Source organism: Streptomyces sp. NPDC059850 (assembly GCF_042731515.1).
Lineage (GTDB): Bacteria > Actinomycetota > Actinomycetes > Streptomycetales > Streptomycetaceae > Streptomyces.
In genome coordinates this window covers 32000-56879 of the sequence record NZ_JBHWJI010000055.1, presented here as the reverse complement: position 1 = coordinate 56879, position 24880 = coordinate 32000, and the positions used below count along the sequence as shown (strand labels likewise).

Below are 24880 nucleotides of genomic sequence, written 5' to 3'. Positions count from 1 at the left end.
AAGGCTGTGGAGAAGGCGCTGCGGGCGCTCGGCGTCAGGTCAGGTCACGTCACGTAGACGACTCCCGCGTCGGTTCCGGCCGGTGCGTACTCGGCGAGGCGGACGCGCAGGCTGTCCGCGCGCTGCGGCTGGTAGAGGTCGTGGAAGGCGCCCATCTCGGCCCCGTCCTCCGCACCCCTGCGGATCTCGTCGGCGCATCCGGCGGCCAGCTGCCCGTACACCGGGGTTCCGTAGCGCTCGCCGCTGAAGTGCGGCCGCACCCGCCATGCCTCGCTCACGCCCACGAGGTCCGGCTGGCAGCGGTGGCGGCGCGGGGTGCGCGAGCCGGGCGGGACGTAGGAGAAGCGCAGGCAGCCGATGCCACGGCGGGCCACGTGCATCCGGCCGGTGAAGACGCTGTTCTCGCCCAACTGGACGGCGTGCGCGTGGACTTCGCCGATGACGGTGGTGCGGTGGGCGTGCAGCACGGCGTGCGCGTGGCGGCAGTCCGGGGCGGAGAGCGCCGGGCGGTCGTGGCCGGTGGCATCGAGGATGCTGTCGCGGATGTGGAGGGCGAGCGGGTCGGTGTGCACCTCGTCGCCCATGACCTCGATCGTGCCGAGGATGCTGCGCTCGATCTGCACGCAGGCGGTGGTGCGCTCCAGGACCAGGCTCGGTTCGTCCGGGGAGCGCGGTTCGCACTCCGGCTCCAGGGACCAGCCGGGCACCAGGGTGCAGTGGCGCAGGACGACGGTGCCGACGGGGCCGGTGACATTGAGCCCGCGCCCGGCGATGAGCAGCCCGTCCAGCACGATGCGCGGCGCACCGCCGGGCCCGTCGCACTCTTCCGGCGCGCGGATGTTGAGCGCGTCGGGCCGGTTGCTGTACCAGTCGAGCAGCCGGATCACGGGCCGGGCCCCCTCGGCGGCGCGCACCTGGAGCCGGTCGCCGGGGTCGAGGTCGAAGTCCAGCTGCTCCTGGTAGGCCCCGCTGTGCGTGATCTCGATGATGCCGTCGGGGCCGCACCGCCCGGCCCGGCGGTCGTTCTTCCACTGCCCGTACGCGTCCATGATCCGCTGGTACGTACAGCCGGGGCCGACCCGGTAGATCTCGGCGTCCGGAGGGGGCTCGCGGTCATCGCGCGCGTACTCGCCACCGCCCAGGTCGTCGGCGAAGGCGTAGTGGTACGTCACCCATACGCCCTGCCGGGGCGCGGAGCGCGAGCCGAAGGCGATCCGGCCGAGCACCGGGTCGACGGCCACCTGCCCGCGCTTCGGGCGGTAGCGCCAGTCGGTCAGGTCGGCCACGACGAGGTCCGACGGCGGTACGGGCTCCTCGTGCCCGTCGCGCCAGATGGCGAAGGACTTGCCCGGGCCGTAATAGTCGGCGAGCCGGTCCGCGAGCTGCCTGCGGCGGATGTACGCCGGGACGTTGTCGATGGCGGCGATGTGCGAGGCCGACGGCTCCGGTTCGGGCCGGGTCACCAGCGGGGTGTCATTGCCGAGGATGGAGAAGGTGTACAGGTTGCGGGCCCGGTCTATGCAGTACGCGGGGGCCCGCGTCACCGGGTACGGCTTCAGCCGCCACACGAACAGACCGACCCCGGCCGGGGTGTAACCGCCCTGCGTGCGCCGGGAGTCGGCGCGCCGTACGTCCACCGAGCGGGCCACCGCGTCGAACGGGCCGCCCGCGAGGTCGAGCGCCGAGCCGTCCCGCAGGTCGGCGAGGCGGCCGCGGGCGAGCCTGCGCGCGTCGGCCTCACCGTTGCCTTTCAAGAGCTTGACGGGCTGCTGGTGGGAGACGTGCCGGGGCAGCTCGACGGCCCGTGCGGGCCATCCGGCCACCGACGCCGACAGCTCCTCCAGCAGCGCGAGGGTGCCCTTGCGGCGCCGGTAGCCGACGGTGGCGGCGACGTCCCGGCGCGGGGCGAGGGCCTCGGCGAGCCGCCGCCGGGAGGCGTCGGGGCGCCCCCCGTCGCGCAGGCCGGTGGCGAGTACCCGCTCGTAGCCGGGCAGCGGACGGTAGCCCACCAGGTCTCCGAGGTAGGGCAGCACCCAGTCGGCGGCGGTCTCCACGAACCAGTCCTCGTACTGCTGCTCGACCCCGTCGCGTACGCGGTCTGCCTGCTCGGCGATGACGGCGAGCAGCGCGCGCAGGGGTTCGCCCGCCTCGGCGTCGCGGAGCCGATGCCACCCCGGGAGCAGCTCGGCGATCCCGTCCGGCTCCCTGCTCATGATGTGACCTCCGTCAGAATCAGCGTGTCCGGAACCTCGGGCGTGAACAGCGCGAGCTGTGCGGGCCTGATGCCGCGGAAGACGAACACCGAGCGGCCCTTGGGCAGCCGGGCGGTGTCGGTGATGTCGGGGTTGAGGCGCAGCAGTTCGGCGAGGGTGATACCGCCGCGGGCCGCGATGCCGGTGAGCGTCTCGCCGTCTGATGCGGTGACGCGGTACGTGTCCTCGGCGTACTCGGCGCTCCGCGCCGGGACGGTGGCGCGCGGCCGGTCCGGTTCGGTGGCCAGTCGGCTCAGCTCCTGCGGGGTGCTGGAGGCGGGGACGCCGGTGAAGGCGTCGACGTCGACGTAGTCGACGCCGGGCACGGACTGGGCCGTGGCGAGGACCTCCGACAGGCGGGCCGGTTGGCCCAGCTCCCGCCCCGGGTAGCCGAGTTTCGTCAGCAGCGCCTGACGCAGCCGGGGTTCGACGAGCGCCCAGCTGTGGTCGGGCGCCACTTTCACCCTGGCGGCCAGCAGGAGGAGCACGAGTTCGCGTGTGTCGACCCGGACCGGGAGCCGGGTGTCGCCGTATGTGGCGAGTGAGGCGCGCAGGGCGCGGAGCACCTCGGCGTCGTCGGCGATCGGCACGTCGTCCACCCCGGCGACCGTCACGTGCAGCACGGTGCGCCGCCCGTCGTGGAGTTCGACGGCGTGGGCGCGGCCGATGCCCGCCCGGGAGCGGGCGAAGTCCTCGTAGTCCTGGACGGAGACGAGGCGGTCGAGCGCGGAGACCGCGAGCGGGATGGTGCGGCGGGTGAGGCCCGGGCCGTCGCCCACGGCCCCGCCGGTGGCGGGCTGCGGGTTGGTGACGGCGGTGACGCCGAGAGGGCGGGTGAGGGGCTGGGTGATGCGGTTCGCGGCGACGTTGGCCGCGCCGAGGGGGCCGAGGGTGCCGAAGCGGTAGCGGGCGCGGACGTTCTCGTGTCCGGTGGGGAGGCGGGCGCCGTTGACGCCGTCGCCGAACGTCACCGTCGTACGCCCGTCCGCGGTGGTCCCGGCGACGTAGATCCGCTCGCGCGGTCCGCGCCCGGCGAGGCTATCGGCCTGGTGCCAGAGCAGCCCGTCCACGCGGACTTCGAGGGCGGGGGTGGCGCCCAGCGGGTTGTCGGCGGGCAGCCAGGTCAGCGGGGACTGCCAGAGTCCGAAGGTCTGGTGGGCGCGCGTGGCGTCGCCGCTGCCGATCGGCTCGTCGCGGCTCTCGCCGTGCGTGGCCGGTACGACGTTGCCCTGCACGCGGACGGTGTCGCGACGGTAGCGGTACGCCAGGTCGGCGGTGAGCGTGAGGACCGTGTGGACGTGGTCGCCGGGCAGTTCCAGGTCGGCACGCTGTTCGACGGCCGCGATGACCGCGAGTTCCGTGCCGGGGATGGCGGCGGGGCCCGGCAGGTCGGTGCGCTCGCCGGAAACGACGATGCGGCGGCCGGGGCGCAGCCCCTCGTACAGCTCGGCCAGTTCGAGTTCGTTGCCGTGCACGTCCTCGCCGAGCGGCTCGTCGGCGAGGCGGAGCGGTTCCCCGCCCGCGTGGACGGTGGTGTCGCGGATCGCGGAGAGCAGGACGTCGTGTTCGTCCAGCCAGGGGTCGGCGAGGGTGAGTTCGGTGCCGCGGCCGGTGATGCCGTAGTTGGTGTACGCGGCAGTGCGGACGGCGGTGACGCGGGTGGTGACGAAGGCCAGCTTCTTGTCGCCGGGCACCCCGCCGGAGCCCTCCGCACCCTCCGTGTCCTCCGCGCCCTTGCGGGGGCGCTCGATGGCGACCCAGCTGTCGACCGTGATGCCGCTGTGGACGGAGTCGAGCGCCAGGACGTTGCGATGGGCGGGCTCGGGCACGGTCGCGATGCCGATCTCGACGGCAGGTGGCTCGCTGCCCGGGGTGTACCGGATGGTCAGCTCGTACCGGCCGAGGGGGACCTGCTTCCGCTGACCGCGCGCGAGCCGCCACTGCGGGGACTCGCCGCTGTCCACCTCCACCGCGATGTGCACCCGGCCGTCCTCGGCGGGGCGGGAGACGAACAGGGTGTACGCGGGCAGGCCGGGCAGGAACCTGGCGGTGACGCCGGGCTCCTGGGTGTCGACGGGGCGGCGGGTCAGCCAGCTCAGATCGTGGTCCTGGCCGGTGCGGGTGGACAGTTCGACCCGGCCGGGCGCCAGGTCGAAGGTCTCGTTCTGCGGCAGGTTCTCGCTGCGCTGCACCGAGGTGCCGGTCTCGGTGTGCTGGAACTCGGCCTTCACCGGCACCTTGCCCGCCGTGTCGTACACGACGCGCATGCTGGTCAGCGCGCCGCCGGTGAGCGGCCAGTCGACCTGCCGGATGACGCGGCCGCGGTCGTCCTGCACGGCCTTGAGCGGCGCGGTCGCGCCGAAGGGCGCGGCGGTGACGCGCATCGCCAGCAGTTCGCGGAGCAGGGGGGTGGCCTGATCGGGCGGGGTGGCCCGCCGCCAGGCGGCGTACAGCCCGGACCCGAGGCGCGGGTCGAGGGCGGCGAGGAGCCGCGGGGCGAGGTCGGAGCCGGGCGCGAAGAAGTGACCGGCGGGCGCGGCCCCGGACGGGGGCCGTACGACGCCGGTGCGCAGGGCGGGGAGTACGGCGTCGAGCGCGCGGAGGGCGGCCGGGGTCTGGGGGCCGTTCGCCTCCGGACGGTCGTGGGTGAGCTGTGACCTCGGGCTGATCCGCGCGGGCTGGGCCGTCTCCAGTTCCCCGGCGCGCTCGGCCAGTTCGCCGATCACCGCCTCCAGTCGCTCGAACCAGGCCGCGACCTCCTCATACGGGGCGGCGAGCGCCTGCGCCTCCGCCAGCCGGGCGTGCGGTTCGGCGAGCCGGCGGGCGAGCTGGCCGGGGCGGGTGATGTCGTCGAGGTCGGCGCGGAGGGGGCCGAGGACCTGAGCGTCGAACGCGTCGATCAGTCTGCTGATGGGGCGGGGGTTCGGGTGGTCGGGGGTGGGTTCGGGCTCACCGGCGTCCGGGTCGCCCTCCGGTGGGGCGATCCACTGGCGGAGTTCGTCCACCAGTTCCTCGAGGGACGCGGGCGGCGACTGCGGCAGGCCGATCGCCGTGACATCGTCGTCCCGGTCGACGCGTATCCGCGAGGCGGGCAGCAGCAGGCGCTGCGCGGGGGTGCCGTCGGCGGAACCGGCGAAGACGAAGAGGAGCTGATCGCCGGTGGCCAGGCCGGTCGAGGTTCCGGCGACGAGCAGTTCGGAGCGCTGTTTCAAGTCGTCGGGGGTCAGCAGGGCGGGGCGGCGGCGCCGTACCGCCAGCTCGTTCCAGGCCCAGTGGGCGGTGAGCTCCTCGTCGGTCTCGAAGGTGTGCGGCTCCTCGTCGGAGGCGGCGGGGACGCTGTGGCTGATGGCGCCGCGCGGGATCGTGACGAGGACGTCCTCGGCGCGCGGGTCGCGGTCGACGGTGTAGGCGAGGTGGGTGTCGGCGGCGACGCCCGGGCGCGGCATGTGGCCGACGAGGCGGCCGAGGAGCGCGAGCGAGCGGTGTTCGTCGGCGGTGCGCAGGTAGCCCTCGTCGGCGATCCGCTCGGAGTGGAAAGTCAGCAGGTCGCCGAGGACGGCCCAGGCGTCCAGCAGCCCGACGGCAGGGTCGTCCGGGTTACGGACGGTCAGGCCGCGCAGCGCGGGGTAGGCGGGTGAGGCGAGCCGGTCGAGCATGGCGGCGAGGAACGAGCCGTACTCCCCGACCCGGTAGTCCAGGGCGGTGCGGCCGGGCGGGTTGTAGAGGGCGTCGGGGGCGCGGCGCTCGTCGTGGCCGCCGCAACCGCAGGTGCAGCCGCCGCTCATCGCGCACCTCCGTGGTTCAGGGTGATCTCGATGCGGCCGTTCTCCGGCCGGTCGGGGTCGTTGTCGCATTGGGCGACCTCCAGCGGGCCGAGCCGCAGCACGCCTGCCTCCCTCTCTCCGTCGTCGGGGTGGAACATCCGCCGCAGCCGGGTCACCTGGATGCTTTCGACCCCGGGCACGGCCGCGGCGACGGCCACCAGACGGCTCAGCCGGACCGGTTCGCCGAAGGTGAGCGCGTCGGGGTGGAAAAAGCCGAGCCGTCCGCCGGGCAGCGGGCGGCTGCCGAGCACCCGGTACAGCTCGGCCAGGATCTGCCCGTGCTGATGGCCGGGCGCGGCGCACACCTCGACGGCGATGTCCAGCGGTACGGGTTGGGCGGGGCCGACGACCAGGTCGTGCCCGATCCGGCGGTACCGCTCCAGGGCGTGAGCGACGGAGTCGAGCAGGGTTTGCGGTGGTGTCCCGGTTCCGTGTGCGTCGATGGCGATGTGTGCTTCCTGGACACTTCCGGTCCAGCGGATCTCGGCCGCCGCCCGCTGTACGCCGGGGAGCTCGGCCGCGAGGGCCGCGTAATCCTCGGCGGTGATGGCCCGCAGCCGGGTCCGCCTGAGGTCGAGCGGGGCGAGCTGGCGTACCTGCTCGACGGGCTCGGGCTCGGTGCCGCCGACGGCCGGCAGCGGGTTGCGCACCCCGGCGACGGGCATCGGCTGTCCGGCGTCCATCTCGTCCGGGTCGCGGGCGAGGACGAGGTGGTTGATGGCCTCCGCGCCGACGTTGCCCGCCGTGCCGCCGCCGAGCCGGTAGTGCAGGTGCAGCCGGGCCCCGGGGGTCGGCTTCGCGCCGTGGCGGCCGTCGCCGAAGCGCAGCGTGATGCGGCCGTCGTCTCCCAACTCGCCGACGACGTGCCGGTCGCGGGGGCCGGATGCGAGCAGATCGCCACGCGGGGTCCACGTGGCATCCCCGTCCTCGATGCGTACGGCGGGCAGCGCGTTCCGGGGGTCGGGGGTGAGCGCGGCGGCGGGGCCGTGCAGCGCCGGATCGTCCGGGTGCAGCCCGTGCGCGTACGCCCGCCCCCAACTGTGGCCGATCTCCCAGGCGATGTGCGGGTCGAGTACGGTGCCCGCTCCGGCGCGTGCGGTCAGCACGGCGAGGCGGCGCAGCTTCGCGGCGAGCAGCTGGTCGGAGCGATGCAGCAGTTCGCGGAGGGCGCGTACGGGGTGCCGGGCGAGCTCCAGCCGTTCCAGCCACCGCAGCCCGAACAGCACGGTCAGCTCGCGCGTCTCGTCGTCCGAGAGCCCGTCGTGGTCGCGGGCGCCGCGCCACAGCTCCAGCAGACGGTGCCTGACGCGGTCCGGGATGGCGGCCAGCCGCTCGGCCTGCCCGGCGGCGATGTGGCACGGGTCGGGGAACGGCACGGTCCGGGCGACCGGGGAGCGCTGCAGCACCGGCCGGAAGCGGGATGTGATGCCCGGGTAGAGGCCCTGCGCCAGCAGCGTCCTGAGCGCCTCGGCCTGGGCGTACGCGGTGCCGGGCACGACCCTCTCCTGGCGCTGTCCGGCGCGCTCCAGGCCGAGCCCGGCGCGTTCGGTCTGGTCGTGGCCGACGACGGTGAACAGTGCGCGCACGTCGTGGGCGGTGAGCTGCCCACCGTGGCGGGTCTTGTCGAGCAAGGAGTCGATGAGACGGGCGGGCCCGTTGCCGGAGTCCTTGTCGAAGCAGCCGAAGGCGGGCGGCGCGCAGGAGCCGGCCACGGGCGGAACGGTCGGCACGGTGACGGTCTCGGGCAGGCCCGGCTCGCAGCCCCAGGTCAGCGAGCGGCCGTGGTCGGCGAGGGAGACGTTGCCGCGGGCGAGGGTCACCTCCTCGACGAGCGCGCAGTCCGTGCCCGCGCGGGTGGTCAGGCACAGCGCGAACGGCAGCGCGTCCGCCTCCGCCCAGGCGACCTCCAGCACCGGCTGTTCGGCGAGCCGGTCGAGGGTGGGGGTGACGGAGGTGAGGCGTACGACGTGCCGGTGCGCGGGGTCGGCGTCGCCGGGGGTGCCGGAGCGGGGGCCGCGAACCTCCTCGAAGAGCAGCAGGTCGCCGGGGCGGAGGTCGAGGGTCCGCTCCTCGCAGGCCTCGTCGGTCCACTCGTCGCGTAACGTCGCGGCGCTCGCGCCCCTCGGCAGCGAGCAGACCTCGTCGCCCCAGGTCCACAGGCGGATCGCGTTGTGCGCGGGCCGCAGCCGCAAAGGCCGGTCGGAGAGCGGTTCGAAGACCTCCACCGAGCCGCGCTCGTCCAGCAGGGCGAGGTCACGGTCGTCGATGACGGTGCCGATCTCAGGCCGGTCACGGGGCGCGAGCCTATGGACGTCGATGGCGGCGAAGCGGTACGTGCCGGGGCGCAGCGTCAGCCGCTCGGCGGCTTCGACGGCGACGTACGCGCGGGCGGCGCAGCCGTCGTGCATCGGGTAGTCGATGAGCCGGACGTGGCGGCGTACGGAGACGCGGCGGCGGGCGGTGTCCAGGTAGGCCTCGGTGGCGACGGCGTCCTGGTGGTAGCTGATCTGGTCGGCGGTGTACGCGAGGAGCTCGACCAGGGTGGTGCCGAGGTCGGCGGCGTTGCGCTCGATCCAGTCGGGGGTGGTGAGGCGGAGCCGGTCGAGGACGACGGCGCGGAGGGTGTCGTAGTCGCGGGCGGTGTAGTCGATGACGGGGGCGGGCGTGAAGGTGGTCGGCAGGTCCGGGGGCTCGTCTTTGCAGTCGAAGGGAGTGGGGCAGTCGGGCCGGAAGCGGAACTCGGCGGAGTAGTAGCGCTGGTCGAACCCGGGGAAGGGTTCGTGGCCGGGTCGCCCGAAGGGATCGGTTTCGACGAGCGAGAGTTTGTACGGCGACGTGTCCCCGGCCCGGTCGACGGTGACGTACAGCTTGTCGTCGAGCTCGGGGTCCTCCTCGCGCTCGACGGAGATCTCGTCGACGGTGATGCCGGTGATGCGGCGGCCGCCGTCGATGCGTACGTTCTCGGGGCAGAGGCCGTGGGGGGCCTTGCCGAGGAAGGAGACGGTGAGGGTGAGGCCGTCGTCGCCGACTTCGACGGCGTCGATACCGTTGAGGTGGGCGGCGCGGACGCGATGCCGCCGGGTTGGCGTGTTGGGGGTCATGCCGCGCCCCTCCCCTCGAACACCTCGTCGCGGAGGCTGGCGGTGGAGCGCACCACGTAGCGGAGATGGACCCGCACGACGTTCTCCTCGCTGACCACGTCGAGGTCCTCCACGTCGATCAGCTCGCCGAGCCAGCGCTGGAGCGCTGCCTGGACGGAGAGTTCGAGGGCGGAGGCCAGCTCGGGGCTGTTGGGGGTGAACACGAGGTCCAGCAGGCCGCACCCGAAGTCGGGCCGCATGACGCGCTCGCCGGGACTTGTGAACAGCAGTTGCTCGATCAGATCCCGTATGTGGTCGTCGTAGTCCGCGTGCGCGGTGCGCCCGCGGCGGTCGACTCTGAACGGGAACGCGATATCCGTACGCGATGTCTGTGCCCTCATCGGCACACCACTCCTTGTCGTCCGTCGCGCGTGGCGGCCACGACCGGGGGTCCTTGAGGCACCATCGCTGCGGTGAAGCACTGTGCGGGGGTGCTGTCGAGCAGCACGGGTACGCCGTCGACCAGCACGCCGTCGCGGTCCGGGGTCCACCGGACGGTGGTGCACGGTGTGGGGAGCCCGTCGACGGTGTGCGGGCAGCCGATGACGACGTAGGCGTCAGCGGCGGTCGGCACGGGCTGCCCGTCGAGCAGCACCACTCCGGACGACGGGACGGACATCGGCTGCGCCCTGCCCCCGTGCGGGCAGCTGATGGTGGCGGTGTGGTTGACGAGATTCCCGGACGGCACTGTCCCCTCCCCGTTCTGCTGATACTCCGCGCTTATCGCTTCCTGGGCACGGTCAACCGGCCCTCGTTCATCTCGACTTGATCGCCAACGAGCGAAATCGACGCGCCTTGGCCGTTGTTGATGTACACACCGGAAGCGTCGATCTTCACGTACGCGCCGCCGGGTGCCTGGAGCAGAATCCCGTTGGCGGGCACGTCCGACATCACGATCTTGTGCTTGCCCGGCGTCTGGATGACGACGGGATGCGCGGTGGCCGGATCGGTCCGCGCGTCCTCCGGCAACTGCTCCCGCGCCCCGAACCAGCACCCCGTCCAGATGGGGAAGCTCGGATCCCCCTGCTCGAACTCCATCCATACGCCAGCGCCGACGGACGGCACGACGTACTGCCCGGCGGGCCGTTGCTGCTCCCCGGTGAAGGGGAAGCAGGGCATGGCCCAGGTGGACGGCTCGTCGCCGAGCACGTCCGGCACGTCGGCGGTGATCCTGCCGATGCCGAGGGGGTCCTGGTTATCGCGGACCCGGCCGCGGTACTTGCCGAGGAAGCGGTTGTTGGGCGCAACGGCCATGCGGTGCTCCTGATCCTTCCTGGCGGGGGTTACGGGCGTACGAAGTTGCTGCGGGCGAGGAGTCCTTCGCGTGAAATCGTGAAGTTCTGCTGGAAGGACCCGGGCCGGATGGTGTGGGTGACGGACTTGACGTAGTACTCGCCGTCGTAGGTCTTGCCGGCGCCCCGCACGCCGACCAGCTGGCGCGGCTGGAGGATGTAGCCGTGGCGGTTTACGTCGAGCGACCCGGATCCGGAGATCGCGTCCGCGGACGTCGCCGCCCGCGCCATCGCCTCGGCCTCGGCCTGCCCCCGGTCCAGCTTGGCCGTCCCGGAGAGGGTCTTGCGTTTCAGCGCGGGCGTGGGCCGCGCGCCGAGGGGCGGGCGGAGGGGGCTGATGTCCTGCTGCGGGAGGAGGGTGGAGTTCCGGGTCCTGGGGTCCTGCCAGCGGGCCTGGGGTTCTTCGCGGGCGGTGCCGTCGTAGGCGAAGGTGAGCTGGTCGACGGTGGAGTTGACGTCCATGTTGACGTTGAGGGCGTGCTGCGGCCGGCCGATGCGGCGCTCGGGGCCCCAGTAGGCGAGGGAGCGCTCGGGAACTGGTCCGGGTGCGAGGTAGAACGTGAACCCGTTGGCCCGGGCGAGCTCGTTGAGGTACTGAAGGTCCGTGCCGGTCTGGTAGTCCACGCGCTGCTGGACATTCGGTGTCTGCGGGATCTTCTCGTCGATGATGCGGGTGCGGATCCCGTAGTCCTTGTACCTTTCGAGGATTCGCTCGACGCGCCGGGCTGGCCGGAGGCCGGGATACCGGTCGGTCCGCTCCTCGAGGTCCATCAGCAGGGTGAGGTCCTCTCCGGTGACGGTGAGGGTGGACTGGCCCGGCTGGTTGCTGGCCCCGACCTCCTGCCGCACGATCAGGCCGTCGAGGAGGACGATGGGCGTTCCTTTGACGGTCGCCGTGAGGATGATCCGGGTGCGGGGATCGAAGAACCCGTCGGGCAGCAGCCGGTCGATGATCGCGCCCTTCTTGGTCAGGTCGAAGGCGATCTGGAACCCGCTCCGCTCCCCCGCCGTCATGGTGATCTGCGCAGAGAGCAGCGCCTCGGTCACCTCGGGCGGTACGGGTCGGGTGAGCTGGGGCCCCATGCGCATCTCGAGGTGGATAGGCCCCTGCCCGACGGGCTCGTCAGCCACGGACACCTCCGGGGAACCCGCCCGGCAGCGGAATCTCGATCTCCTGGCCAGGCTCGGCGGTCAGCTCGCGGGGATCGAGAGTGGGGTTGGCATCCGCTATCCGCCACCACTGCTCGGGGTCTCCGAGGTATCGCTGCCCCAGCTGATCGGGCCGCTCGCCGCTGCTGACGATGTGCGGGACGGTCTCCTCGGCGGCCTCCGCCAGCGGCGGCAGTAACCGGTGCTTGGCGTAACGCACTTCGGTCCCGTCGGGCTGGGTGTGCACGCCGATCTCGGCGTCGTGATACCGGCTGGTGCGGGGGTAGGGGTGCGACCCCGGAATCCCGTCCAGCGCGCTCTCGTAAGGCTGAATCCCGGCCATGGTTTTCTACGCCCTCCCCGCCCCGATGTCCCCGCTGTTGAGCCCCAGCGCGCCTAGCGCTCCCCCGCGCGCGGCTGCTGCCAGCCGCTCCTTCTGGGCCAGGTGCGCGAGATACAGCTCCGCGCCCCGGTGCCCCGGGGGCAGGTCGCTGATGGTCAGCACCTTGAGGCCGATGCTGAGGGAGGCCCGTATGGGGTTGAGGTTCACGTCGAAGGCCGACTCGTTGATCGACAGCTCCGTGAGCCGGACCGGCATGACGCGCTTGCTCCCCCATGTGAAGAGGGTCAGCGGCATCTCGATCGGGCTGATCTCGATGGTCCCCTTCTTCGACAGCCGCGTGTTCTCCCGCAACTTGGCGGTGGGGGGCTGCACGAGCATCTCCAGCACGGCGAGCTGCGGATGAATCCCGTCGGGCGCCGCCACCTCGAACTGATCGGTGGCATCGATCTCGGCGGTGAACTTCCACGTCTCCTGAGCAGGGCCCTTGAGCCGCAGCGCCTCGTTCTTGTCCCCGCTTCCGCTTCCCCCTCCACCGCTGTCCGCCTGATCGCCGGCGGACTGCGGGGCAAGGGACCGCTCGAGGGTGTCCGGATTGAACTGCAGCACAATGATCCGCTGCGGCGTCCCCCGCTCGGGATCAACGATGACGATCCCGGACCGGATGGGCTTGGGTATATCTGCATAACGGGTCATGAATTCCCCACACCTTCTTGATCAAATCCTGCGAGAATTGCCGCAGCGTCGCCACGAATCTTCTCTTTTGGATCATTTCGCGCAATATCCTCAAGGAGCGGACGGTACTGCGGCCAAGGCGAGTAAGAGGTAGCCCAAACAGCAGCCTCACGCACCCATTCGTGAGAATCCCCCAAAGCATCCCGAATATGACTAAAAAAGGATTCATCGAAAGCATAGGGAGCCCCAAGCCCTGCCCTGATCACTGCCCTCGCACGAGATAGCGGATTCGGTGCATCATCGATTGTCAACAAGAGAATTCTACTTTCCCAAGGATCCAGTTCTTCTTGGACAACTCGGACAGCCTCTTGAAACCCTTCAAGATGCTCACCCTCGATCACTACGTAACAGTTTCGGGATACCGGATCTTCGATGTAGCTCAGACCCACACCCGACGCAACGGCCCAAACAATTTGACGCGCCCCATCTGTCTCGAATTCCCGAATCCGAGGCCATCCCATTTCATCCGCGAGTTGCTGAACAGCGGAGTCGCGAGGCGCACGATCCAGGACGAGTCGCCTAGACTCAAAAGGCAGTGAATTCGTCACCTGAAACCTCATTCATCATTTCTCTCTACCACTTACGAGCTAGGTTCCGAGATAGTCGAATGTTCGGGCATTCCGTATATTTGACGCACTCGAAGCCTTATTTGTCGAAAAACCTGTTCCTCAACCTTCGCCTGATCTTGCGTCGTATCCACATTTATGTCACCAGTATATTTGATCCATTGCTGGACTGCATTAATCTCGCGATCCATCATCTCCTTTCCATATCTCCCCCGGGGTTCGAGACTTTTCTTCCCCTTACCCACCTTATCCAAGTGGGTCTGCAGTTGCCTCGCACCGAGGACGGCTCCTCCGCGTGTCTTAGGTTTACCGTTCGCAGTAATTCCGTACTCCTCTCGCTTCATGGACATAGGCATGTCGGTGAGCGCTTGCTTAAAGTCCTGCCCCTTGGCTGCAGCCTGAAATCCCATAGCCGCAGTGGCCACTGCGGAGACATTCCGATGCCCTTCCTGCACCCCGGTGAGGACCGCCAAGTACGCGGCTAACTCACTACTGCCCTCCCTTGCTCGCTTCCCCCTGAAATATCGGATCACATCTCGGGCTACCGAGCGCCCTGTGCCTAGTTTGTTCACGCTATTTCCGATAATTTCGTAGTCCAGCTGATTTCTCTCCTCTTTACCTCCTATCAACATTTTAACGATCTTGTTGGTCGTGGTGCCGTTATCCTGCTGACGCGCCACACCTGCGCGCTCGAAACTGACCGCGACGGATCCGTTGCCGCCGCTCGAGAGTGCCGGTTGATCTTCGAACGACAGAATCTCTTTCCTACCCCACCCTGCGTGCAGCATCCGGCGAGCGAAGGCCAAGACCGCAGGGATCCTCACGCGGGTTGGCACCGTGTAAGTCGGAATCTGCCGAACGTTACCTTCTTTATCTTTCGACCCTGGAGTCGGCGCTATTTCTCTAACTTTACCCCTATTCCCTTTAGTTGCGTTTTCTTCAATGATTTCTTCGGATATCTCCCGAAGATACAACAGGAGGCGATCTCGATCTACCTTGACGCCATCCTGCACCTCAACGGTCGGATTGAGGTGAGCATCAATACTGAAGCGTTGCGCGCCCCTGCGACTGAGCTTCGCTAGTCGATACCAAAAACGCATCGAAGCCATGACCGCCCGTAAAGGTCCATCCGATACACCACGTTTAAGCATTGCCGTCAAGATCGGCTTAATACGCTTGACGACCTTGTTGAGACGATCCTCTTTCGCTTCCCTTGATTTCTCCTTCCTTTTCAGATCACCGTAGCGCTGCTTCCTCTGTTCTGAGTGCTGCTTCTTGCGATCGCGCATGAGATCGCGCTTCTTCTTGAAGAAGTCACGCATCCGCTTCGCGCTGTTCTTGAGCGCCTTGCCGACCTTGCTCTTCTTGAGCTTTCGGCCGAGGGCCTTGCCCGCGTTACGGACCTTCTTCAGGGCTGACTTGACCGCGCCCTTGACCCGGGACAGTGCACGCCCGAGGGGGGACTTGGGTTTGCGGGGCTTGGTGCGCTTCGGGGCCTCGGTTTCCTTGGGCTTCTTCTTGGGGGTGTCCGGCGTGTGGTCCCTTTCGGGGCCGGAGCTGCCACCCGCGCTGCGGTCCGGCCTCGTTGGTGGGGTGGTCTGCTTCTCGCGGTCCCGCTCGCGCTTGGCGTCCGCCTCGTCGCGGGTGCGCTCCTTGCGGCGGTCCGGGGTGCGGCTCGGGGGGCGGTCGGGGGTGCGGCTTGCCGGGCGGGTGGGGGTGGGGCGGCGGGTTGTTGAGGCGCCCGGGCGGGAGGGGACTCGGGGGCCCTTCGGCGTGGTGGGGCCGGCGGGGCGGGTCAGGGCCTGGTCGGCCTTGCGGACGGCGGCGCGGGCGCGGTTGACCGCCCCGCCTGCCGCCTTCCGCGCGCCCTTGCCCGCCTTCTTCAGGCCCTGCAGGATCTTCTGGGCCATGGCCTTCAGGCGGTTGCCGACGCCCTTGACCGCGCGGCCCAGGCGGGCCAGCAGGAAGTTCGTGATGAATTCGAGCAGGGCGACCACGCCCGCCGCCACCGCCTCGGCGAAGAGGCAGGCAGCGGGGCCCGCCTTGACCGCCTTCAGGAAGGCGAAGAACTTCCCGAAGGCCGCGATGATCCGGCTGATCGTCTGCCAGGCGGCCATCAGGCCCTGGATGATGGTGAGGATCGCACCGGCGGCCGGGATGATCATCGAGACGAGCTTCTCGATGATGATGGTGGCGATCATCACCGGGAGCGAGGCGACGATCGCGTCCCAGGCCATCTTGGCGATCTGCTTCATCGAGACGCAGCCCTTGACCAGGACGTTGATGATCGTCTTGCTGAGGCCCAGGATGCCTTCGACCTTGGTGTTGAACCACTCCTTCACGGCGACCTTAATGGCGCCCCAAAGGTGCTCGCTGATGCCCGTCTTGGCGGCGCTGCCCGCCTTGCTGAGCCAGCCGCCCGGGTCCGGGGCGATGTCCTTGACCAGGGCGGCGAACTGCCCCAGCAGCGCGATCGCCTTCTGCGCGAACTCGACCGCCGCGAGCAGCGCCTTGCGGTAGACCTCGATGGCGGCCTTGATGCCCGCTTCCAGGACGTCGAGGAGCTTATTGAGGCCTGCGGCGAGGGCGTCGAGGAGGGAGTTGACGGCCTTCTTCAGGCCGTCGGCCAGCTTGTTGACGGCGGCGATCGCCTTGTCGCGCAGGCCCTCGATCGCCTTGCGGAACTTGTCCCGCAGTTCGGGGAAGGCCGCCAGCAGCACGTCCCCGAGTTTGATCAGGGCGTCCGCCAGGGCCTTGATGGCCTTGATGGCGAAGTCACGCGCGAAATCGATCGCCTTGTTCACGAAGGTCTTGAAGCCGTCAATGATGCCGTTGACGACCTTGCGCGCGGCGTCGAAGACCGCGGTGACGACGCTGACGATGGCGTCGATCAGGTTGTTGATCTGGTCCTTGACCCAGCCGAAGAAGCCTCCGCCGCCCTCCTTCTTCTCCTTCTCCTCCTGCTTCTTCTTCTCCGCCTCCTTCTCGGCCTTCTCCCGTTCCTCGTCGATCTGCTTGTTGTCCGTGTCCTTCCTCTTGCCGATCTCCTTGTCCTGCTTGTCCTTCTCCTTCGTGATCTCGTCGTTCTTGCCCTTGTGCTCCTTCTCCGTCTCCTTGTCCGCGTCGTCGATCTGGCGATCCTGTTCCGTGCGCCAGGTGTCCCGTTGGCGCTGGGCTTCCTCGGCGGCTCGGCCGCGTTCGCCGGTCTGCTGCTCGGCGTTGCGGGCGACCTCCTGGTCGATCTCGGTCTGCTTCTCCCGCTTGGCCTGCTGCTCGCCCTGGCGCTGTTCCTGCTCCTTGGCCACCATCTGGCCGTGGGCCTGGCTCGCCCCCGCCCGGATCTGCGGCCCGCGCTCCTGCTGGGTGACCGCCGCGACGCCTTCGTCCGGGGCAGGGCCGCCCGCCGCCCCTGCTCCGCCGCCACGCCGGCGGCCGCCCACCGCCTTGCCGCGCAGTCGTTCGCCGGGCACGTCCGGGTAGATCCGGTCCTCACCCAGGTTCTTGGTGGTGTCCGCGCGGCCGGTCTCCTGGATCTTTGCCTGCTTGTCCTTGAGCTTCTCGGCCTGCCTGTCCGTCCGCTCCGGATCGCTCTCGCCCTCAAGCTTGATCTTGGGCGCCGGGCCGACCGTGCGGTTCAGCGCCGGGTCGGTAGTGGGCACGCTGTCGGCAGCGGCTTCGATGTTGGCCGCGTCGTGTTCGTCGGCCTTGCCGTCCGGACTGGAGGTGATGGCCGGCTTCTCCGCCCCCTGGGCGGGCTTGTCGCCCTCCGCCTTGTCGACGTCCTTGGCGCGCTGCTTCGCGGCCTGGTCCTCCGGCGTGACCTCCTCGACCTTCCCCGTCACCGGGGTTTCCGCCGCCTCCGTCGGCGGCGTGCCGGACTGCGTCTGCGGCGCGCCCGAGGGGCGTTCGCGGGTCGGGGGGTTGGCGTCGAGGCGCTGCTGCTCCTCGTTGATCTTCTTGTCGGCGGCGCCGTCCACGCCCGGCAGCGCGGCGGTGGCCTGGTCGGGAGGGAGCTGGCTGACGGTGTTCAGAGCGGTCTTCGGGTCCTGGCCCGAGACGTCAGGCGGCTCCTGCTGCTTCTTCTCGGCGCCCTGCTGCCCGCCGCCACCACCGCAGCCGGCGCCGGCTCCGTCCTGCTCCCCGGCCGGTTCCGGCGGGGCGCATCCGCCGCCGTCCTTCTCCAGGGACGCCTCGGGTGCCGCCTTCGCCCCTTCGGAGCCGGGGGCGCCTAACCTGCCGGGATTGTCCGCCTGTTCGCCCGCGGGGCTCACCGCTGCCTGCCGTGGGGACGGGGCTCCGCCCGGGCCGGCCGCCGCCGACGGTGCGGCGGCCGGCTCGCTGCCGCCCACCGCGCCGCTCGGCGCCGCGCCCGGGCCCTGCTCCTTGGGGATCTGGCTCTTCGGCGCTGCCGCCTCCCGTTCACCCTTGGGCGATTCGGCTGCGCGCCGTGCAGCTGGGGAGGGATTACGGTCCTCGGTCGGCGTCTTCTCCGTACGGGCGCCGGCTGGAGGAGTCGCGGATGTCGCGGCAGTCGGAGAGGTGCCCGCGGCGGCGCCTGCGGGGCTGCCCTGGGCACCCTGCCGCTCCGCCTGCTCGTCCCGGTCCTTGCGGTCCTGCTGTTCTTCCTGGGCTTCCTTGGCGTCCGGCTGCTCCTCGCCGTCGCCGGAGTTCGCTTCGTCGTCGTCGGCTTCCCGCTGCTCCGCCTCGGGCTCGGGGTCCTGCTTCTCGTCGGTCTCCGGGTCCGGACCGACCTCCTGGTCCACCGGTTTGTCCGGCTGGAGGTCCTTCTCGGTGCGGTCCCCGGCGTCCGCCGCGGGATTGCCCTCCGGCTGCGGCGCCTCGCCCTCGACCGGGCCCTGCTCCTGGCCCGGCGCCTTGGTCTCCGCCTCCGGCTCGTCCTCGTCCTCCTCGGACTCGGCCTCGTTCTCGCGCTCCTGCTCGATCTGCTCGGCCTTGGTCGGCGGGGGCGAGGGGAAGGTGGGGATCGTGGGCTGGGCTCCGCCGGGCACCATCTGGTCGGCCGTCGGCACCGACGAGAGGTCGAGGTCGGCGTCCGGAAGGTAGTCCTCGGGCTTGAGCTCGGGCTCGCCACCGGCACCACTGCCCTTCCCTTGCTCCTGGTCGGCGCCCGCGATGTCCTTGTCCGCGCCCGCTTCCAGGCCGAGCGGCTGTTCCTCTTCGCGTGGTTCGCCCTCTTCCTCGTCCTGCTCGTTCAGGCCGTGCCCGGACAGGGCGCTGTCGCGCTGGTCGGCGCGTTCGTCGACCTTCTCGGGGCGTACCGGGCCGGGTTGGCCCTTCGCCTTCGGGTCGACCTCCTCCTGCTTCGCGCCGTCGGCGGGCTTCTTCTCGTCGTCCTTGCGCCTGCGTTTGTCGGCACCCGGGGCGTTGGCCTGCTCAGGGTCCGCTTCCTCCCGTTCGCGCTGTTCCTTGCGCTCGTCCTTCTGGCGTTCGGAGTCCCCTTGCCGGTCCTCGGCCTTCTGCTCGTCGGCCTGGTCGGCCTTCTCCCGCTCCTCGGCCTGCTTCTCGTCGTTGTGCTGCTGCTCCTGCTCGAAAGCCTGCCGCTCCTTGGCCCGTTCGTCCCTCCGGGCCCGGTCCTCCCTGGCGTCCTTCTTCTCGTCGGCCGCGTCCGCCGCCCGGCGCTCCGCCAGCGTCTTCGGTGCCTTGGCCGGCGCTTTCGCCTGGTCCCGCTTCTCCTCGCGCTCGTCCCGTCCCTGCCGCTCCTCGGACTCCCGCTCGCGCTCCTCGGCCCGGCGGGTCGAAGCGCGCTCGTCCTCCAGCAGCTCGACCGCGTCCGGCACCGGCTCGGGGACAGGGGCGGGCTGGAGGCCCATGGGGATCTGTTCGGCCTGTTCGACCAGGTCCAGCAGCCGGTCGTGTTCGGAGGTGAGCAGCCGCACCTCCAGCCGGTCCAGTACGGAGTCCTGCAACTCCGGTGCCATCCGGGCGAGTTGCATCCGTACCCGGCCGGAGAGGTCCGCCGGGTCCCCGCGCAGCGAGCGCAGCACGTTGTTCGCCAGGCGGTCCACCAGGGTCGCCGGGTCCAGCCGCTCGGCGCGGGTGCGGTCGGCGTCGACCGTGGCGTAGCGGAGCCAGCCGGGGGTTGACTGGGCCGGTTCCACGTCCGTTCCCGGCTGGGGCTCGGTGCCGCGTACGGACTGCTGGGCCGTGCCCTCAGCCTCGCGCTCGATCGGCTCCTGCGGCAGGGACACCGCGCCCAGGTCGCGGCCCGCGCGGAGGGCGCCCAGGCCGTGGGGGTTCTGGACGGTGTGCAGCAGCTCGTGGGCGAGGAGGCGCTGGCCGTCGGTGGTGCCGGGGCGGTAGGTGCCCTGGCGGAAGAAGATGTCCTGGCCGACCGCCACCGCGTCCGCGCCGAGCATCTCGGTGAGCTGCCCGGCGTCGCGGTCGGTGTGCAGGCGGACGCGGCTGAAGTCGTGGCCGAGCTGTTCCTCCAGGTCGCGGCGGACGCTGAGGTCGAGGGGCTGGCCCGCGCCGCTGACGATGTCCTTGGGCTCGGGCGTACGGGTCCCCGCCGCGCGCTCCTTGCGCTTGCGGCGCTTGGCGGACTGAGCGGCGCGGTCGTCCTGGGTGGCGGCCTGGTTCGTACTCATCGCGCCGTCCTCCGTTGCTCCGGGGACGGCTCGCCGCGTCCCGACAGGCCCGCGTGCACGGCTCGGGCCAGGGCTTCGCCCAGGCGGGCCGGGGAGGTGGTGCGGGGCAGCGGGGGCAGGCCGGAGAGGGTGTCGAGGGCCGTGCCGTCGGCGGAGGCGGCCAGCGGGACGCCGCGGTCCCGCAGCAGGCGGGTCAGTTCGGTGTGGAAGGCCGCCGAGACCCGGTCGGGGTCCATGCGGGCGTCGAAGCCGTCCAGAACCAGTTCGCCGATGTCGACGCGGATCGCGGAGGTGCGCGGTGTCTCGTTCAGACCCATCCGTGGACCTCCGAGGGCGTGAGCGAACGGTCCAGCTTCAGGTACTCCGTACGGGCCGCCGCCAGCATGTGGCGCATCTGGAGACGGTCGCCCTCCTCGGCGGCGAGGAAGGCGCCGGAGAGCGCGATGTTGCGGATCGAGCCACCGGCAACCGTGAGTTGGGCGAGGCGTTCGGCGTCGATGTCCTTCATCGGGGCCTGGGCGGGCAGGACGCGGCGCCAGATCTCGGCGCGTTCTGGCTCGCCCGGGAAGGGGAAGTCGACGACGAAGCGGATGCGGCGCATGAAGGCCGGGTCGAGGGCCTTCTTCATGTTGGTGGTGAGGATGGCGAGGCCCCGGTAGGCCTCCATCCGCATCAGCAGGTAGCTGACCTCCAGGTTGGCGTAGCGGTCGTGGCTGTCTTTGACCTCGCTGCGCTTGCCGAAGAGGGCGTCCGCCTCGTCGAAGAGGAGGAGGGCGCCGCCCTGTTCGGCGGCGTCGAAGACCTTGCGGAGGTTCTTCTCGGTCTCGCCGATGTATTTGCTGACCACCTGGGAGAGATCGATGATGAACAGGTCCAGGCCCAGCTCCTTCGCCATCACCTCGGCGGCGAGCGTCTTGCCGGTGCCGGAGCCGCCCGCGAAGAGGGCGGTGACGCCGAGGCCGCGGCGCAGCGTCTCGGCGAAGCCCCACTCCTGGTAGACGGTGCCGCGCTGGCGTACGTGCGCGACGATCTCGCGCAGGATCCGCAACTGCCGTTCGTTCAGCACCAGGTCGGTCCAGGCCGCCTCGGGCTCGATGCGGCGGCCGAGTTCGTCGAGTCCTATGCGGGCCTCGATGAGTCCGGCGCGCCAGGCCAGCTCGGTGGCGTTCAGGTCTTCCTCGCCCGGCAGGTCGCGGCGTACGGTCGCGGCGGCGGAGCGTATGACGTGGGGCGGCAGCTGGAACTGGGCGACCAGCGCGCGGAGGTGGGCGTCCTCGACCTCGGGTACGTCGGCGAAGGCGTTCGCCCAGAGGCCGAACTGCTCCTCGTCGTCCAGCCGGGGCACGGTGACCCGCTCGCCTCGCGGCTGGCCGGTCGGGCGGGGGTCGAGGCTGGAGACGACGAGAGGGACGGCGGCGGCCGTGATGAACGCGTCGGTGGCGGCGGCCTGTTCGCGGTCCATGTCACCGACGTCGAGGAGCAGCGCGGCGGGGAGGAGGATCGCCTCGCGCTGCCAGAGGCGGGCGAGGCGGTCGCGTTCGGCGGCGTCGGTGGGGACGTCGTCGGCGGCCATGGCGTACAGGCCGAGCCCGGAGCGGCGGGCGGCCGCCGCGGCGATGTCGGTACGGGTGCGCAGGTCGCCGCCGACGAGTTCGACGCGGAGCGGGGCGTCGGGGCGGGACTCGGCCCAGCCGGCGGCGACGCGGCTCGCGGCCTGGTCGTACGAGGCGGGGAGCGTGTCCGGGACCGTGGCGCGACGGAGCAGCCCGTGCAGGCGGGCGTCGAGGTACGGCGATCCGGCGAGGAAGTGCAGGATGCGCTCGTCGAGGCGGAGGCGGGTGGTGGTGAGCCGGGTGTCGTCCTCCAGCTCCACGATCCGCCAGCGGCGCAGCGGGGCGACGGGCGTGAGCGCGCTCCAGTGCGGGTCGGTGAGCGCGGCGAGGGCGAGGGAGAAGGTGGGGTACGTACGGGCCGGGTCGCCGCTCGCGGCGGCGCAGCGCGCGGCGGCCGTCGGCTCCAACTCCGCTGCGGCGGCCAGCAGGACGATGTCCCGTTCGAAGTCGCTGAGGTCGAAGCAGGCGGCGAGTGCGTCCAGGGTGCTGGGGCCGGGGAGCGGGGTCGGCTGCGCGGCGGTCGGCGGCGCGGCGGGCTGGGTGGCCGGGCCCTCAGCCCGTCCTTCATCTTCCGCTCGCTCCGGCTCGGCGGTCTCATCGGCGTGCGGCCGGGTGCCGTCGTCCTTTCGTGCGGACGGCTCCCCTGCGGCCGTACGGCCCGGGCCCGTCGCATCGCGGGTGGCGCGGCGGGCGTGGGCGTCGACGCGGGCCAGGACCGCCTGGACGGCGCCGGCCAGTGCCAGGCCGTCGGCCCCGGCGCTGTCCGCCGCGCTCGCCGCGCGTTCGTCGTGCGTGCTGCCCATGCCCTCCCCTGCCCCCGTCCCTCGTCGCACCGCGCCTCAGCTCTCCGTGCCGTCCGAAGACCCGGACGTGCCCGGTCCGCCCGGTCCCCCCGAGCCGCCCTGGTTGCCCCCACGTGGCCGGCCGCGGCCGGTCGCCTTACGCGTACGGGGAGGCGAGGCAGCTGACTTGCCGGTGCCGCTCTTGGAACCGGCACGCTTCCTCGCGGGCGCGGGCAGTTGGGCTCCTGCCTCCGCGTCTTTCTCCGCTCGGCTCTGTTCGGCGGCCGACGCCACGCCCTTCGTGGAAGCGGACGCGCGGGACGCGGCTCGGGCCTTCCCAGCGGCAGGCGTTCCAACTCCCTCCGCCGGCTCCGCCGCCTCGCTCGGCTCCGTCGGCTCGCTCGGCTCCGCACCGGCCGGCGGCTCCAACGGCCCCGGAGGCTCCGGTGCGCCCGGCGCCCCGAAGGGCAGCACCCGCACCGTGTACCGTTCCACCGGCTTCGCCGGGACAGGCTTCTCGCGGCCCTCGATCAGGACCAGCGCGCCCTGGTAGCAGACGGAGAGGGTGTACGGCGTCTGGTAGAGCATTCCCCAGAGCTTCGAGGTCTCGTCCACGTCCATCTGCGTCGGCGTGAACCGCACCCGCTGGATCGACTCGGCGAGGTCGCTGCCCGCCAGGTACGGGTGCTGGGCGATGACCTCCTCGATCACGTCCTTCGGCAGCACGGGGATCTCGTGCAGCGTGCGCACCACGCACCCGATCAGCCGCTGCCCGATCAGTTCTGCCTCGTCCCCGTAGGCGCTGATCAGGTAGTTCAAGTCCATAGCCGCAGCCGGGCGCTTGAGGAGCGTGCCGTCCGAGGCTCGCGTCGGCAGGTCGTTGTGGCGCATGGAGGCGTTCGGCGTGACCTGGTAGAGGAAGACGTTGATGGTGGGATCGAGAGGCGGTTCGGCAGGAGGCTTCTTCGTGTCGACCGTGACCGCTATGTCGATCTCGGGGCGCAGGTTGTCGGCGATCAGACGCGCCAGGGCCTTGGTGACCGTCGCGAAGGCGAGTGCGTTGCTCATCCGTACGTCAGCCCCTCTTCTCGCCGCGCGACAGGTAGTCGTCCAGACTCAGCGCGGGCCCGCGCCGTCCCGCCTGTTCGGGGCGAGCGGCCGGTCGGCGGCCGGGCGGTTCGGCCGCGCTGACCTCCAACCGCCCGATCTGTACGTGGACGACGCGCTCCGCAGCATTGGGCCGGCGCCGGACGGCGGCGGTCCGGGCGGCGGCGCGGTCCGTGGCGGGCCCGGCTGTGGCGGACGGCAGAGGAGAGGAGGCCATGGCCGCGCGGGCGGCGGCCGCGAACGGGACGCCGGGCTCGGGTGTCACGGGCCGCCGCGTCCCCTCGCGCGCGGGGCTGGGGGCCGCGGCCCGTCGCCCGGTGCCCGGAGCGTCGAAGGCGGCCGGGCGCGGCCCCGGGGTGAGCGGGGTGGCGGGGCGCAGCAGCGGAGCGGCGGCCGGAGGGGCGGCGGGGCGGTCCGGCTCGGCGCGCGGGGCGGGCTCGGTGCCCCGTACGACGGTCTCGCGGTCGGTGGTCCTGATCTCCCGTACGAGAAACCGCTCCGGTACGGGCGCGGGGTCGGGCGGTGCCGCCAGCAGCGGGCCGGGCTCGTCCAGGAACGGCTCGGGGGCGCGCAGGGCCTCGATCCGCTCGTACGGGCCGGGCAGCCGTGGCCGTACCCGCGCCGTGGCCGCACCGTCGGCTCCGCCCGGCGATACAGCCACGGCTGAGGCGGGGGCGTGCCGCGCGATCAGCCGGTCGAAGTAGTCAGCCATCTGCGCACAGCTCCAGGTAGTAGCGGCGCCGCAGTGGGCTGAGCGCCAGGATCTCCGGCTCGCTCCAGCCGTACGCGGTGGCGAGCAGGTGGACGTCGAGCAGCAGGTCCCGGGCCCAGGAGTCGAGCTCGGTCCAGAGGTAGGAGGCGATGTCCAGCTCCGCCCGGGTGGCCTCGCCGCACTCGGGGCAGGCGACGTTCAGCGTCACGTCGGCGGCCGGGTCGGCGGCTTCCGCGGCTTCGGCGAGCCGCCGCCGTACGGGTTCGGGGAAGGTGGACGGCAGGCTGTCGGCCGGGACCGGCTGCCCTGCCCGTACGGCCGAGAGGGTGCAGCGGGCCAGAAGCACCGACGGGGCATCGGGCCCGGCCCCGGCCACCGCCTCGATGTCGGCGACGGTGGGCAGCCGGAACTCCACCACCCACTCGCCGTCCTCCACGCGGAGGGGCGACTCCGGCTGTCCCGGCCGGGGAGTCGTCAGGTCGCGCGCGTCGAGGTCGAACTCCATCGCCTCGCCGCACGCGCCGCACTCCACCCGCGTCTGCATCCGCTCGCCGAAGAGCGCGCGGCGCAGCGCGAAGAGATCCACCTCCCGCTCCCCCACCGGAGCCGACCGCAACGCGTCGGTGCCGGATTCCGGGCGGGCCGCCCGGTGCAGCAGCAGGGCGCGGCCCGGGCCGTGGTGTGCCAGGCCCGCCTCCCAGAGGGCCAGCAGCTCCGCGGGCCCGGTCCCCGTGTTCCCCATCCCTCAAGCCCGTTTCCG

The 24880-nt window shown here is 71.3% G+C and carries 16 protein-coding genes; all 16 read right to left on the bottom strand.

Translation table 11 applies throughout. From position 1 onward, the window contains the following. Positions 1-44: 44 nt before the first annotated feature. Positions 45-2213: a hypothetical protein gene (locus ACFV9T_RS33740; RefSeq protein ID WP_385446314.1), complete on the bottom strand. Its 2169-nt coding sequence runs from the start codon at positions 2211-2213 to the stop codon at positions 45-47. Continuing rightward, positions 2210-6037 (bottom strand): putative baseplate assembly protein, encoded by a 3828-nt coding sequence (locus tag ACFV9T_RS33735; protein ID WP_385446313.1) that lies wholly within the window; start codon positions 6035-6037, stop codon positions 2210-2212. Before ACFV9T_RS33735 ends, ACFV9T_RS33740 begins: the two co-directional genes overlap by 4 nt. Continuing rightward, positions 6034-9177: a putative baseplate assembly protein gene (locus ACFV9T_RS33730; RefSeq protein ID WP_385446312.1), complete on the bottom strand. Its 3144-nt coding sequence runs from the start codon at positions 9175-9177 to the stop codon at positions 6034-6036. Before ACFV9T_RS33730 ends, ACFV9T_RS33735 begins: the two co-directional genes overlap by 4 nt. Beyond that, entirely contained in the window at positions 9174-9557 is a 384-nt protein-coding gene (locus tag ACFV9T_RS33725) for a GPW/gp25 family protein (RefSeq protein ID WP_385446311.1), read from the bottom strand. The genes ACFV9T_RS33730 and ACFV9T_RS33725 overlap by 4 nt, the downstream gene beginning before the upstream one ends. Continuing rightward, positions 9554-9904: a hypothetical protein gene (locus ACFV9T_RS33720; RefSeq protein WP_385446310.1), complete on the bottom strand. Its 351-nt coding sequence runs from the start codon at positions 9902-9904 to the stop codon at positions 9554-9556. Before ACFV9T_RS33720 ends, ACFV9T_RS33725 begins: the two co-directional genes overlap by 4 nt. A 32-nt stretch (positions 9905-9936) precedes the next feature. Next, positions 9937-10470 carry a phage baseplate assembly protein V gene (locus ACFV9T_RS33715; protein WP_385446309.1) on the bottom strand — a complete coding sequence of 178 codons (534 nt, stop codon included), beginning with the start codon at positions 10468-10470 and terminating at the stop codon, positions 9937-9939. 29 nt (positions 10471-10499) lie between these two features. Beyond that, complete coding sequence (locus ACFV9T_RS33710; protein ID WP_385446308.1) at positions 10500-11639, bottom strand: hypothetical protein; 1140 nt, start codon at positions 11637-11639, stop codon at positions 10500-10502. Continuing rightward, complete coding sequence (locus tag ACFV9T_RS33705) at positions 11632-12000, bottom strand: LysM peptidoglycan-binding domain-containing protein (RefSeq protein ID WP_385446307.1); 369 nt, start codon at positions 11998-12000, stop codon at positions 11632-11634. Before ACFV9T_RS33705 ends, ACFV9T_RS33710 begins: the two co-directional genes overlap by 8 nt. A 6-nt stretch (positions 12001-12006) precedes the next feature. Next, positions 12007-12693 (bottom strand): hypothetical protein, encoded by a 687-nt coding sequence (locus ACFV9T_RS33700; protein WP_385446306.1) that lies wholly within the window; start codon positions 12691-12693, stop codon positions 12007-12009. Next, positions 12690-13073, bottom strand: a complete 384-nt coding sequence (locus ACFV9T_RS33695; protein WP_385446305.1) for a HEAT repeat domain-containing protein — start codon at positions 13071-13073, stop codon at positions 12690-12692. Before ACFV9T_RS33695 ends, ACFV9T_RS33700 begins: the two co-directional genes overlap by 4 nt. A 239-nt stretch (positions 13074-13312) precedes the next feature. Next, positions 13313-19906, bottom strand: coding sequence for a DUF4157 domain-containing protein (locus tag ACFV9T_RS33690; protein ID WP_385446304.1), 6594 nt, complete (start codon positions 19904-19906; stop codon positions 13313-13315). Next, positions 19903-20223 (bottom strand): hypothetical protein, encoded by a 321-nt coding sequence (locus tag ACFV9T_RS33685; RefSeq protein WP_385446303.1) that lies wholly within the window; start codon positions 20221-20223, stop codon positions 19903-19905. The genes ACFV9T_RS33690 and ACFV9T_RS33685 overlap by 4 nt, the downstream gene beginning before the upstream one ends. Beyond that, positions 20214-22322: an ATP-binding protein gene (locus tag ACFV9T_RS33680; protein ID WP_385446302.1), complete on the bottom strand. Its 2109-nt coding sequence runs from the start codon at positions 22320-22322 to the stop codon at positions 20214-20216. Before ACFV9T_RS33680 ends, ACFV9T_RS33685 begins: the two co-directional genes overlap by 10 nt. 36 nt (positions 22323-22358) lie before the next feature. Next, on the bottom strand, positions 22359-23369 hold the full coding sequence (locus ACFV9T_RS33675; RefSeq protein WP_385446301.1) for a DUF4255 domain-containing protein: 1011 nt from the start codon (positions 23367-23369) through the stop codon (positions 22359-22361). Positions 23370-23376: 7 nt separating this feature from the next. Next, positions 23377-24120, bottom strand: coding sequence for a hypothetical protein (locus ACFV9T_RS33670; protein ID WP_385446300.1), 744 nt, complete (start codon positions 24118-24120; stop codon positions 23377-23379). Further along, on the bottom strand, positions 24113-24862 hold the full coding sequence (locus ACFV9T_RS33665) for a hypothetical protein (protein WP_385446299.1): 750 nt from the start codon (positions 24860-24862) through the stop codon (positions 24113-24115). The genes ACFV9T_RS33670 and ACFV9T_RS33665 overlap by 8 nt, the downstream gene beginning before the upstream one ends. Between the last annotated feature and the right edge of the window lie 18 nt (positions 24863-24880).